Origin of the sequence: Flavobacterium sp. LPB0248, assembly GCF_013388355.1 — a bacterium.
Taxonomy (GTDB): Bacteria; Bacteroidota; Bacteroidia; order Flavobacteriales; family Flavobacteriaceae; genus Flavobacterium.
Map to the genome: position 1 here is coordinate 3,905,978 of NZ_CP058246.1, position 13,363 is coordinate 3,919,340.

Annotated in this window: 11 protein-coding genes; 5 read left to right on the plus strand and 6 right to left on the minus strand. The window is 35.7% G+C overall.

Going from position 1 to position 13,363, the window contains the following annotated elements:
- Positions 1-152: 152 nt before the first annotated feature.
- The 3 genes from LPB248_RS16715 to bglX all read left to right on the plus strand — a co-directional run bounded on the left by LPB248_RS16715 (position 153) and on the right by bglX (position 5,343).
- Positions 153-1,253 (plus strand): SGNH/GDSL hydrolase family protein, encoded by a 1,101-nt coding sequence (locus tag LPB248_RS16715; protein ID WP_177212424.1) that lies wholly within the window; start codon positions 153-155, stop codon positions 1,251-1,253.
- Positions 1,243-2,622 carry a sialate O-acetylesterase gene (locus LPB248_RS16720; protein WP_177212425.1) on the plus strand — a complete coding sequence of 460 codons (1,380 nt, stop codon included), beginning with the start codon at positions 1,243-1,245 and terminating at the stop codon, positions 2,620-2,622. The genes LPB248_RS16715 and LPB248_RS16720 overlap by 11 nt, the downstream gene beginning before the upstream one ends.
- Before the next feature lie 423 nt (positions 2,623-3,045).
- On the plus strand, positions 3,046-5,343 hold the full coding sequence (bglX, locus tag LPB248_RS16725; RefSeq protein WP_177212426.1) for a beta-glucosidase BglX: 2,298 nt from the start codon (positions 3,046-3,048) through the stop codon (positions 5,341-5,343).
- Positions 5,344-5,449: 106 nt separating this feature from the next.
- Here bglX and LPB248_RS16730 read toward each other — a convergent pair whose 3' ends face one another.
- Complete coding sequence (locus tag LPB248_RS16730; protein ID WP_111426629.1) at positions 5,450-5,785, minus strand: DUF5615 family PIN-like protein; 336 nt, start codon at positions 5,783-5,785, stop codon at positions 5,450-5,452.
- A complete protein-coding gene (locus LPB248_RS16735; protein WP_111426628.1) occupies positions 5,785-6,015 on the minus strand; it encodes a DUF433 domain-containing protein in 231 nt (76 codons plus the stop codon). The genes LPB248_RS16730 and LPB248_RS16735 overlap by 1 nt, the downstream gene beginning before the upstream one ends.
- A 218-nt stretch (positions 6,016-6,233) precedes the next feature.
- On the opposite strand from LPB248_RS16735, the gene LPB248_RS16740 reads away from it, so the two are divergent.
- Together LPB248_RS16740 and mgrA are read left to right on the plus strand one after the other, a co-directional pair.
- Positions 6,234-6,800, plus strand: coding sequence for an HdeD family acid-resistance protein (locus LPB248_RS16740; RefSeq protein WP_177212427.1), 567 nt, complete (start codon positions 6,234-6,236; stop codon positions 6,798-6,800).
- A gap of 171 nt (positions 6,801-6,971) precedes the next feature.
- Positions 6,972-7,928: an L-glyceraldehyde 3-phosphate reductase gene (gene mgrA, locus LPB248_RS16745; RefSeq protein ID WP_177212428.1), complete on the plus strand. Its 957-nt coding sequence runs from the start codon at positions 6,972-6,974 to the stop codon at positions 7,926-7,928.
- 181 nt (positions 7,929-8,109) lie between these two features.
- Here mgrA and LPB248_RS16750 read toward each other — a convergent pair whose 3' ends face one another.
- The 4 genes from LPB248_RS16750 to LPB248_RS16765 form a co-directional block, all read right to left on the minus strand.
- The gene (locus tag LPB248_RS16750; RefSeq protein WP_177212429.1) at positions 8,110-9,396 is read right to left on the minus strand and encodes a glycoside hydrolase 5 family protein; all 1,287 of its coding nucleotides are present in this window, start codon (positions 9,394-9,396) and stop codon (positions 8,110-8,112) included.
- Positions 9,397-9,532: 136 nt separating this feature from the next.
- Positions 9,533-10,723: an AGE family epimerase/isomerase gene (locus tag LPB248_RS16755; protein WP_177212430.1), complete on the minus strand. Its 1,191-nt coding sequence runs from the start codon at positions 10,721-10,723 to the stop codon at positions 9,533-9,535.
- Positions 10,724-10,729: 6 nt separating this feature from the next.
- Complete coding sequence (locus tag LPB248_RS16760; protein WP_177212431.1) at positions 10,730-11,920, minus strand: glycosidase; 1,191 nt, start codon at positions 11,918-11,920, stop codon at positions 10,730-10,732.
- 29 nt (positions 11,921-11,949) lie between these two features.
- The gene (locus LPB248_RS16765) at positions 11,950-13,341 is read right to left on the minus strand and encodes an MFS transporter (RefSeq protein WP_177212432.1); all 1,392 of its coding nucleotides are present in this window, start codon (positions 13,339-13,341) and stop codon (positions 11,950-11,952) included.
- Between the last annotated feature and the right edge of the window lie 22 nt (positions 13,342-13,363).

Sequence of the window (13,363 nt, forward strand, 5' to 3'; positions counted from 1 at the left end):
ATTTGTTTCAGTTGTAAGAATTAACGGTGAATAAGCCAGAAGTGATGTGTTTATGTGGTGTTTTTTTATTACTTTTTGACATTTTAGTATCTTTTTGGATAATCTCTTTCCAATATATTTGTGAATCGTATTTATATTTTAACAAATAAACTATGTTTCCCAAAAAAATAGCTGTTTTAATTTCGTTTTTGCTGATTTCGCTCGTTTCGAATTCGCAAACTCAAAATTCTAATAAAACTTTTTTATACCAAGGTAGAATTGATAAACTTCAAAATGGTCAGGTTATTTTAATCGGAACAGCCTCTTCGGTTACTTTTAATTTTACCGGAAATGAATGCACAATATCTCTTCAAAGCGTTGATTCTTATGAACATCACAATTACGTGCAGCTGGTTTTGGATGGAGAATATATAGGAAAGATTAGAATTGAAAAAGGAGCGGTTCAGTCATTTCCAATCAAAGTTACTTCTAAGCAAAAAGAACATCGACTAGAAATCTACAAAAATACAGAAGCACAAAGCGGCAATATTTTGTTTGCTGGAACAACTGCAAAACTGACTGCAATTTCATTTCAAAAGAAAAAGAAAATCGAGTTTATTGGTGATTCTATAACTTGTGGAGCGGCGAGTGATCCGTCGGATATTCCTTGTGATAAAGGCGAATATATGGATCATCATAATGGGTATTATGCTTATGGGCCAACACTTTCTAGGGCAATTGGCGTCGATTATTTGATGAGCTGTGTTTCAGGAATCGGAATGTACAGAAATTGGAATGATGAGCATAAAGAAGAAGCCATAATGCCAGATGTCTATCCCAATCTATATTTGACAAAAGAGGCTTCAAAACCGAAATATGATTTTGCGTTTCAGCCAGATATTATCAGCATTGCCTTAGGAACAAATGATTTTTCTGGTGGAGACGGTAAAAAGGAACGTCTTCCTTTTAATGCCGAAAAATATGTTTCTAATTATATCAACTTCATCAAAATGCTTTACAAACACAATCCGAAGGTGCAGATTGTAATTACAAATAGTCCAATGGTTGGCGGAGAAAGAGCAGTTGTTTTTGAAGATTGTCTGAATAAAGTTAAGAACGCTTTCGCGAATGATAAAGCACACAAACCAATTCAGATTTTCAAGTTCAAGCCAATGACACCAAATGGATGTTCAGGTCATCCAGATGTAGCTGATCATAAGGTTTTGGCAGAAGAATATGGCCCATTTTTAAAGAAGTTGCTAAATGAAAAATAATATTTTTAAGTTTGTTTTCTTTCTATTGATTTCCAGTACTATGATGGCAAACGTTTCACTTCCGAATATTTTTGGTGATAATATGGTTTTACAGCGCAACTCTGAAGTGAAAATTTGGGGTTGGGCAAATCCAAAAGAAGAAATTAAATTAATTTCCAGTTGGAACAATACGGAATATAACACTGTTGCCAATAATCAGGCAAAATGGGAAATTACCATTAAAACTCCAGAAGCGGGTGGACCGTTTACAATTTCGATAAAAGGCTACAATGAAGTGGTTTTAAAAAACATTTTAATTGGCGAAGTCTGGCTTTGTTCTGGACAATCGAATATGGAAATGTCGGTGAGTTGGGGAATTGACGATGGCGAAGAAGAAATGAAAAATGCCACAAATCCTAATATTCGTTTTTTCACAGTTCCGAAATTGACTGCTGAGAATCCGCAGAATAATTTGCTGGGAAATTGGACAGAATCGACTCCAGAAACCATGAAATATTTTAGTGCTGTTGGTTACTTTTTTGCTAAACGCCTGCGTGAAGATTTAAAAAATGTTCCAATCGGATTAATTTCTTCGAATTGGGGCGGAACTCCTGCAGAAATCTGGATGCCTGCAGAAGTTGTAAATAACGATCCTATTTTATTGGAAAATGCCAAAAAATTAAATGAACAAGAATACGGACCAAGACAACCTGGACGTGCTTATAATGCGATGATTTATCCAATTATAGGATTTAAAATTGCAGGAACGCTTTGGTATCAGGGAGAGTCGAATGTAGGTTCTTTGGTTTATGATAAAACTTTGGGCGCTTTAATCACATCTTGGAGAAAAGAATGGAAGGATGAATTCCCGTTTTATTATGTCCAGATTGCGCCATTTAAAACCGGAAAGAACAATTTTTCTAATGTCACAGTTAGAGACTCGCAGAGAAAATTATTGAAAGAAGTTCCGAAAACAGGAATGGTGGTGATCAGTGATATTTCGGATACGATTGATATTCATCCAAAAAATAAAAAATCGGTTGGAATTCGTCTAGCGAATCTGGCTTTGGCAGAAACTTACAAAACCAATTCTAATTTGGTTAATGGACCACTTTTTAAGGGAATTAAAGTGAATAAAAATACAGTAATCGTTTCTTTTGACTACGGAGACGGATTATACTTTAAAGACAAAAAATCGAATCAATTTGAGGTTGCGGGAACTGATGGAGTTTTCTATCCTGCCGAAGCTTCAATTAAAAATAACGAAGTGATTGTGACAAGTAAAAAAGTAGCTTCTCCAGCAAAAGTGAGATTTGCATGGGGAAATACGATTCAGTCAGATTTGTTTAATAAAGCGAATTTGCCTGCTTCTTGTTTTGTTTCTGAGTGAGTGTGTAAAGAAGAAAGAATAAAGAAGCAAGATTTTAGATTTTAGATTTTTTGTCAGGCTGAGCGATCCCGAAGCTTCGGGCGAAGTCCCACAAAGTGATACGAGAAGTTTGTCATTTCGAGGAACAAGAAACCACACTCGGGATTCGGTAAAGATTGGTGGAATTCTATGTGGAACTTCTAGTGTGATCCTTCGTTCCTCAGGATGACAAGATAACGGAAACGTTCTTTTGAAAACGATTTGCGTGAGGGATAGAAGTGGAAAGCCCACAGCCGTGAGGAACGAACAGGCGAGGACTTGAAACGGATAGCCCGACCCGCTTTTTCAGCGGGACACGCCAAAATAAAAAAACTTAGAATCTTAGCGTCTCAGTCCCGATAGCTATCGGGATAGAACCTTAGAAAAAAAACTAACTAAACCACAATGAAAAATAAACAAATACTAATTATTGGGGTATTTTCCCTGTTTACTGTTGGAAATATGAATGCACAAAAAAAGCCGTATCTGGATAAGAATAAAACTGTGGAGCAGCGTATAGATCTGCTTTTGCCGTTAATGACGCTGGAGGAAAAAGTAGGGCAGATGAATCAATATAATGGCTTTTGGGATGTTACAGGACCCGCGCCAAAAGGCGGAACAGCCGAATTAAAATACGAACATTTAAGAAAAGGATTGGTCGGGTCGATGCTGACGGTTCGTGGTGTGAGAGAAGTTCGTGCCGTGCAGAAAATTGCGGTGGAAGAAACCCGATTAGGAATTCCGTTAATTATTGGTTTTGACGTAATACATGGCTATAAAACGTTAAGTCCGATTCCGTTGGCAGAAGCGGCAAGTTGGGATTTAGAAGCAATTAAAAAATCGGCGGCGATTGCAGCAGATGAAGCTTCGGCATCTGGAATTAACTGGACTTTCGGGCCAAATGTTGATGTGGCAAATGATGCGCGTTGGGGACGTGTGATGGAAGGTTCGGGAGAAGATCCTTATTTGGGAAGTAAAATTGGATATGCACGAGTTAAGGGTTTTCAAGGAGAAACTATAGCTGATTTGGCTAAAGTAAATACGATCGCGGCTTGTGCGAAACATTTTGCAGCTTATGGTTATGTTGAAGCGGGATTGGAATATAATATTGTAGACATTAGTAATTCGAAATTGTACAATTCAGTTTTGCCTCCTTTTGAAGCAACGGTTGAGGCTGGAGTTCGTACGTTTATGAATTCGTTTAATACTTTGAATGGTGTTCCTGCGACTGGGAACGCTTTTTTGCAAAGAGATATCTTAAAAGGGAAATGGAAGTTTGACGGATTTGTGATTTCTGATTATGCTTCAATTCGTGAAATGATCGCTCACGGTTATGCAAAAGACGAAGCCGATGCGACTGCAAAAGCGGTGATTGCAGGTTCTGATATGGATATGGAATCGTATTTATATGTGGCAAAATTGGTCGATTTGGTAAAATCTGGAAAAGTAAAAGAATCTTTGGTTGATGATGCAGTTCGAAGAATTTTGCGTGTGAAATTTGAATTGGGTTTATTTGATGATCCGTACAGATATTGTGATGAAAAACGCGAAAAAGAAGTCGTTGGAAGTAAAGCCAACAATGAAGGCGTTTTGGATATGGCGAAAAAATCTATCGTTTTATTGAAGAACGAAAAGAATTTGCTTCCGCTAAAGAAATCTGGACAGAAAATTGCTTTGATTGGCGCTTTGGCAAATGATAAAAATAGTCCGTTGGGAAGCTGGAGAATTGCGGCTTCTGACGATACTGCAGTTTCGGTTTTAGAAGGAATGCAACAATATAAAGGCAATCAGCTGACTTTTGAAAAAGGTGCTGATTTACTAAAACAAAAAGCAACTTTCTTAACGGAAACCGTTTTCAATACAACTGACAAAAGCGGATTTGAAGCGGCTAAAAATGCAGCAAAGAATGCCGATGTTGTGGTAATGGTTCTAGGTGAATACGGTTTTCAAAGCGGTGAAGGGAGAAGTAGAACTGATTTGAGTTTGCCAGGTTTACAGCAAGAATTGCTAGAAAAAATCTACAAAGTAAACCCGAATGTGGTTTTGGTTTTAAATAATGGTCGTCCGTTGAGTATTCCGTGGGCTGCAGAGAATGTTCCAGCTATTGTTGAGGCTTGGCATTTGGGAACGCAGGCTGGAAATGCGATTGCTCAGGTTTTATACGGAGATTATAATCCGAGTGGAAAACTGCCAATGTCGTTTCCGAGAAATGTAGGTCAGGTGCCAATTTATTACAACAAATACAGTACAGGAAGGCCAATTGACAGCGATAAAAATGTTTTCTGGTCACATTATATGGATGTGGAAAAAACGCCTCAATTTCCTTTCGGTTTTGGATTGAGTTATACAAAATTCGATTATAAAAACTTGAAATTAAATAAGATGGCTTTCGCAAAAGGTGAAAAAGTTGAGATAAGCGTTGAGGTTACAAATTCAGGAAATTATGATGGAAAAGAAGTAGTTCAGTTATACATTCATGATGAATTTGCAAGTATCGTTCGCCCAATAAAAGAATTGAAAGGTTTTGAATTGGTGAATCTGAAAAAGGGTGAAACTAAAACGATAAACTTTACTTTAACCGATAAGGAGCTTGGGTTTTATGATAATGAAGGAAATTATTTAGTTGAACCGGGAACGTTTAAAATCATGGTTGGAGGTAGCTCTGATAAAGGTTTGCAGGGCGGTTTTGAAATTAAAGAGTAGCTTTTTTTGAGGTTCAAAGAAGCAAAGTGACAAAGGTTCATAGTTTTTTCGCCACGAATTCACGAATTATAAATCAATTAATTCGTGAATTCGTGGCGATATATTTTTAATATATTTCTAAAATCATTAATTCGTCGTTTAGAATAAATGATTCTATAATTTCCTTTTTTGAAATTAAGAGTTCCGAAAGTTCTTTAGTATTTTTATTGAAAGTTTTTAAAATAATCACTTTTGGAGGAACACCTTTTAGAAGTAATAATTTTTCAAAATCATCATCATGTGTAAGTATGGTAAAATTATTTTTTTTAGCATACTCCCAAATTTCCAAATCTTTTGCGGGTTGATTTACTGGAATATCTTTAGAATGGAGACAAGTAGGAAAACTACTTTCAATAAGTTTGGTTATTCTCCAAGAAATATTGGCGTCTAAGAGCAGTTTCATTATGCTGCGACTATTTTGGTAATGTTTTCCCTATTGGCCGCAAAAGCTAAAGCTGCAAGAATATGTTCTTTATTTAATTCAGGGAAATCTTCAATAATTTCTTCAGAAGACATTCCTGTTGATAGCCATGAAAGAATATCTGAAACACAAATTCTAGTTCCCGTGATTACAGGTTTACCAAATCTTATATCAGGATTTATTGAAATTAAATTTTGCCAGTTATTATTCATAATTTAAGAATTTAAACAAATTTACAAAATTAAAAATGAATTGGATTTTTAATAGATGCCATGATAAAAATTTAAATGTAAGTATTTTATTGTAGGAAAAATATTTTGGTTTACGCTTTTGTCTTATCTTTGATAGACAGCCATTTAAATGTTTTTTAATTGGCAATTCAAGGTAAGCTGAAAACTTTATAGAGTAGGCAAGATTTTAAAATAGTATTATGGAACATTCTTTATTTAAAAAAGTGAAAGCAGCAATTGATTATTGGTACATTCCGTTATTAGTGGGAATACTTTTTGTAATCATTGGATTTTGGTCTTTTGCCACACCTGTAAAAGCATATTTAACATTGGCATTTTTATTTAGTGTGTCGTTTCTGGTCAGCGGAATTTTTGAAATTATTTTTGCACTTTCAAACAGAAAGAAAATTGATAATTGGGGTTGGACACTGGTGTCAGGAATTATAGGTTTGGGTGTTGGAATAGTATTAATTGCTAATCCGTTAGTTTCAGTAACACTTTTGCCACTTTATGTTGGATTGGCTATTTTGTTTCGTTCTATAATGGCTATTTTTATGGCTTTTAATTTAAAAAGCTATTCGGTTCCAGATTGGAAAAATCTTTTAGGATTAGGGATTTTGGGAGTGTTGTTCTCCTTTTTATTATTATGGAATCCTATTTTTGCAGGACTTTCAATAGTGTATTGGACTGCTTTTGCTTTCATCGCAAGTGGTATTTTTTATATTTATTTTTCTTTCAAACTGAAAAGACTACACGATTTAGAATAAAGAATTTAGTTTGTTCTTTAACTTTTAATACATTAAAAAAGAATTAGATTTTAATTTTCTCCTGCGGATTTAGCAGATTCGGTAGATTTTTTATCTCCTAAATCTGTTAAATCTGCGGGAGTTTTTTTTACCTTTAAAATCTATTAAAACTCCAACTTTTAAATTAAAAACATGAAATATAACAGATGTGGGAAAAGCGGTTTGCTGCTTCCTGAAATTTCTTTAGGATTATGGCATAACTTTGGTTCGGTTGATAATTTTGAAAATGCAGAAAGCATTGCTATTGAGGCTTTTGATAAAGGAATTACCCATTTTGATTTGGCGAATAATTATGGACCAGTTCCAGGTTCTGCCGAGGAAAATTTTGGTAAAATCTTATGGCATAATTTTCAGGGAAATCTTCGTGATGAAATCGTAATTTCTACTAAAGCAGGTTATACCATGTGGAAAGGTCCTTATGGAGATTGGGGTTCACGAAAATATCTATTGTCAAGTTTAGATCAGAGTTTGAAAAGAATGAGCATTGATTATGTCGATATTTTTTACTCACACCGCCCAGATCCAGAAACACCGATTGAAGAAACGATGATGGCTTTAGATCACGCTGTTAGAAGCGGAAAAGCTTTGTATGTTGGAATCAGTAATTATTCTGCTGAGCAAACCAGAGTTGCGGTCGATGTTTTAAAGCAATTGGGAACGCCTTGTTTGATTCATCAAGCAAAATACTCCATGTTGGAACGTTGGGTTGAAAATGGCTTATTGGATGTTCTGGAAGAAAAGGGAGTAGGTTGTATTGCTTTTTCACCTTTAGCACAAGGACTTCTGACTGATAAATATTTAAAAGGAATTCCTGAAAACTCACGAGCTCATAATCCAAACGGACATTTGAGAGAAGATGAGGTGACGCAGGAAAGAATTCAGAAATTAATTCAGCTGAATGAAATTGCGCAGAACAGAAATCAGTCTTTGGCACAAATGGCTTTGGCTTGGCTGCAAAAAGATAAACGAATTACGTCTGTTTTAATTGGAGCGAGTTCTGTAAAACAATTGTGTAATAATATTGATTGTCTTCAAAATACTGAATTTTCGCAGGATGAATTGAATGCGATTGAGAAGATTTTGGCGTAAAATGTTTTTTGTGAAATGTTTTTTTGTGAAATGTTTTTTGTAAAATGTGAAATGTAATTTGTAATACGGAATTGTAGAGACGCACTGCAGTGCGTCTACGCCCAGTTTTCGTTCTGGATATTCTTTGTGTATAAGACGCACTGCGGTGCGTCTCTACAGAAAATAGGGATGAATGATTCTTTTATTTCTTTAATTCTACGTTGTATTTTTTTACAATTTCTAATGTCGATTTATCGCCATTAAAAACAGAATTCAACCCTTGCGGTTCTTGTGGAGGATCTGTTGTAAAAGGTTCTCCTGGATTCCATTTTCCGTCTGGATGAATTGCTTTTCCTTCGCCGCCATAACCCCAGAAATTAGCAGCTCGTAATGGACCATTATTTTTAACGCTTTCTGCAACTCTTCCAAAAATATAGCTGTAAAATTTATCTCTGTAAACAGAAGAAGCTCCCGCATTCAGGTTTTCATTTTCTCTCGGAAGTCCAAATTCTTCGATGATAATAGGTCTTTTCAGATTGTTGGCAACTTTGATATGGTCGTCAATATATTTTCCAGCGTTTTCTATTGTTGTGGGCATTGTAGCTTCGGCATTATCGGCTTTAAACCAATTCCAGTTTTTAGGCCAGATATGCATCGTCAAATAATCAATGTTCGGATTTTGATGCGTTCTTTCGAAGATTTCCATACTGTCGTTCGAACTATTTTTCCCTTCAGAACCTGTCGAAACCAAATGATTTTTGTCTAAACTATCAATCAAATCCACAATATTATTGAGCCATTTTGTGAATTTAACTTCATTTTCTACCGTAAAAAGTCTAGGTTCGTTTCCAACTTGCCAAGACATAATAGTGTTGTCTTCGTTATATTTCTTTTTAGAATAGGCATTTGTTCTTCCAATAATAAACTTTACATGATTGTTTAAAGCTTCCATGCAAGGTTCACAGCTGTGAAATTGTTCTGTATACGACATAAACTGTGGCCAAGTATTTGGCGGAATATTCGGAACAGGAACTGGACCTTTACCATTCCATTCCAAATATTGCGACATTCCACCCGACCATTCCCAGTTATTGGTCAAGTATAAAACGGCATACATACCGCGTTTACTCATTTCGCTAATCAGAAAATCCAATCCGTCCAATAAATCTTCATCATATTTTCCTTGCTCGTATTGCAATGCAGGACGAACCGTAAAATCGTATTTTCCGCCATCAGCGCCAACTAAAACTCGTAAATTATCGATTCCGTTTTTCTTCATTAAATCCAACTCGCGCAAAAGCCTTTTACGATCGCCTATTTTTTTAGAAGCCAACATACTTCCATACCAATAATTGGTTCCAATATAAGCGTACGGTTTATCACCTTTGTAAAATTCATTTCCTTTTACGGTTATTCTTTCCTGCGCCTGACAAGCAATTGCAGTAAAAATTAAGACCAATGAAAGGGTTTTAAAAAATCTGTTTTTCATAATTTATATTTTAAGGAGCTAATCCCGCTATCCGCTGCAATCTTTTTGTGCTGAACCCCAGCACAAAAAGGATTTCCACTTCTATCGGGGCTAGGGCTTTACGTTCTGTAAGACGTTTTGATTTTTATTTGAAACCTTAATTCTCAATTCGATGAATAAGCTCCAGGCAAGCACGGCCATTATGATAAGGGCATTTCCAAAATCCAGCTTTGTCTTTTTGCATTATACTATAATCGCCATAAACTCCCCAAAACCATTCTCCGTTTTGCTGGTCGATCATGTGTTTTTTTATGAATTTCCAGTTTTTGTAAACAATATCCAGATATTCTTCTTTTCCTGTTAATTGATAAGCATTATAGAAACCAATTAAAGCTTCAGCTTGTGGCCACCAATGCTTTTCGGCAATTAATTCATTTTTTTCAGGATCAAATTCATACCATAAACCGCCATCAGTATCTAAACCTTCTTTAGTTACTTCAGCAATTTGAATGGCATGTTTTTTATAATTGGCAATCAGATTTTCATTTCCTGAAATTTCAGCGCATTGTTGCAAAAGCCAAGCCGCTTCAATATCGTGTCCGTATGAGATGACATCTGGTTTTTCTTTCCAATTTTCATCAAAAAACAAACGCAAATGTCCCGTTTCGGTATTGATAAAATATTTTTCGATGGTTTCTAGTAATTCTATGATCTTAGCAAGCAGTTTTTCATCTTTCCAAACCTTGTATAAATTCACATAACCTTCAATGATATGAAGATGCGTGTTCATGGTTTTCTTTTCGTTGGCATCTTTTGTGCTCAAACGCAAATCTTCAATGGGGTGCCAATCTCTTGTGAAAGCTTCAAAATACCCTTTGTTTACAGGATCGTAACTATGTTCCTCAATTTTTAAGTATAGTTTCTTAGCCATTTCTAAAGCTCTTTCTTCATTTGAAATCGAATAATATTCAGACAATCCATAAATTGCAAAGGCTAAAGCATAGATCTGGTTTTTGGTGTCTTTTGGAGTTTTATCCTCGTTTAGACTCCAAAAAAGACCCCCAAATTCGGTGTCATAAAAATAAGCCGCAAGAAACTCAAATACCCTTTCTGCCAGTTTTTTGTGGTTTTTGTTTTTTGTGGTTTTGTAGCTGGCAGAGAATGTCCAAAGAATTCGGGCGTTTAAAACCGAACCTTTTTCTGCATTGGAAATCAGATGATCGTTAAAATCGATTTGCCCGACAAAACCTCCGTTTTTTTCATCTACAGTTCGTTGAGACCAATAGTTTAGAATAGAATCCAGTTCTGCGGTTAGTTCCGATTTTAAAAGTTTTCTTTGTAATGACACGGTATTTTAGATTGCGTTATTTTTTTCGATTTGATTAATGATCGTTTGAACTGAACCTGCAGAAATAAAAGTATCTGCTGGAGTGTTTATTACATAATCAACCAATTTATCAATCGTAGAAACTGCCACGTGCATTCTAGTATCTGAAGAAGCGTAATAAACGTAAACCGTTCCGTCTTCGTCTTCAATCCATCCATTTGAGAATAAAACATTCGAAACGTCACCAACTCTCTCGATTCCTTCAGGTCCCATAAAATGTCCAGCCGGAACGTACGTAACTTTAGAAATGTCATTCAAATCGGTCATAAACATATACAAGGTATAACGTAATCCTGCAGCAGTATTACGAACCCCGTGTGCTAAATGCAACCAGCCTTTTGAAGTTTTAATTGGAGCAGGACCCAAACCATTTTTCAATTCATAAATGGTATGATATTGTTTTCCGAAAATAATTTTTTCGTCTTTTACAACTGGATTTTTCATGTCTTCAACATAACCTAAACCAATTCCGCCGCCTGAACCAACATCAATAAAACCATCTTGTGGACGCGTATATAAAGCATATTTTCCGTCTACAAATTCAGGATGCAAAACAACATTGCGCTGTTGTCCAGTATTCGAAATTAAATCAGGAAGTCTTTCCCAGTTTACTAAATCTTTAGAACGTACAATTCCAGCATTAGCAACAGCCGAACTAGTATCGCCTTTTGGAGCTTTTGGATCTTTTCTTTCAGTACAGAAAATTCCATATACATAACCATCTTCGTGATGAATTAAACGCATATCGTAAACGTTGGTGTCAGGATCTTCAGTTTGGGGAATTACGCATGGTTTGTCCCAAAATTTGAAATTATCTATTCCGTTTGGACTTTCGGCAATAGCGAAAAAAGATTTTCTGTCAATTCCTTCTACACGAACGGCCAAAAGATATTTTCCATTCAATTTCATAGCGCCTGCGTTGAAAGCGGCATTCATGCCAATTCGTTCCTGCAAAAACGGATTTGTATTTTCGTTAAAATCAAAACGCCAGTTTAACGGAATATGAGAAGCGGTCACAACTGGATTTTTGTAACGCTCGTAAATACCATTTCCTGCAATTTCTTGAGGCTCATTTTTTTGCTCAATCAGCGTTTTATGTTCTTTTTCTAATGCCGATTTTCTTTCTTGAAAATGGACTGAAGATGTTATTGTTGCCATATAAATTGATTTCTATGTCTTTATTTTTTTTATTGATTTTGATCTCTTTTTTCGTTTAAATCCTGTTCTATAATCTGTAGTTTTTCTTCTGATAGAGGGTAAAATGCGATAAAAGCTACTGATATTGCAGCCGCAATTGCTGGTAGTATGCTTAACATTAATTGAATTCCGTTTTGTGCTGTTGCAGTTTGCTCGACATTGGCCTGAAAACCGTAATATCCTAAAAGCCATCCAGCTCCTGCGCCGCCAATTGTCCATCCGAATTTTTGCGACATTGAGGATGCTGAAAATACTAATCCTGTTGCTCTTCGTCCTTGTTTCCATTCCGAATAATCGGCACTGTCTGCGTACATTGACCAGATTAAAGGAAAAATACAGCCTGCACAAATACTAATTAAAACTTGGAAACTCATAATTAAGAAAACATCCTCTTTTCCGAATAAATAGAAAATCAGACTTAAAATTGCTGCCAAAGCCATAGCTCCAAAGAAAGTTTTCTTTTTACCAATTTTATTGGCAATTGGCGTTGCAATGATTACTCCAATAATGTTTGCTGCTTGTCCTAATACCAAATAAATTGAAGTTGGTGTCATATGAAAATCGGTTCCGAAAAGCGAAAAATCGAAATTTACAGAACTGCTTACATAATATTTAAAGTAATAAACCGCAGCACCATCACGAATTGAATTGAATACCAAAGCTCCAATTCCTGCTCCTAATAAAATCCACCAAGGTTTATTTTTCCAAAGATCTTTTAAATCTTCTTTTAAGTTGTTTTGTTCGTCTGCGATTGGTTTGATTCTTTCTTTTGTAAAGGCAAAACAAGCCCAGAAAAATGCTGTGGTAATTAAACCGAAAACGGCAATGGTTGCCAGCCAGCCCGTTTTAGAATTTAAATTTCCTCCAAAATAATTCACTAAAGGTTCAATTAGCCAAAGCGCCAATAAACTTCCTCCAAAAGCAAAAACCATTCGGTAAGACGAAAGTGTATTTCTTTCTTTTCTATCCGATGACATTACGCCCAAAAGTGATGCGTAAGGAACGTTGATCAAAGAATAAATCATCATCATTAATGAATAAGTCACGTATGCATAAATGATTTTTCCTTTTTCATCAAAATCTGGAGTGTAAAAAGTTAAAACCCCAATTACGGCAAAAGGTATCGCTACCCAAAGTAAGTATGGTCTAAATTTTCCCCATTTGCTTTTGGTTCTGTCAGCCAGAATTCCAACAATTGGGTCAAAACAAGAATCCCAGATACGGGTAATTAAAAACATGGTTCCGACTACAGCAGGCGCCAATCCGAAAACGTCGGTGTAGAAAAACAGTAAGTACATACTGAAAATTTTCCAGAACATAGATGAAGCAGCGTCTCCAAGTCCGTAACCGATTTTTTCTTTTAAACTAATTTTGTCGTGCATTGGTTATTTTTTAAGGTTGTAA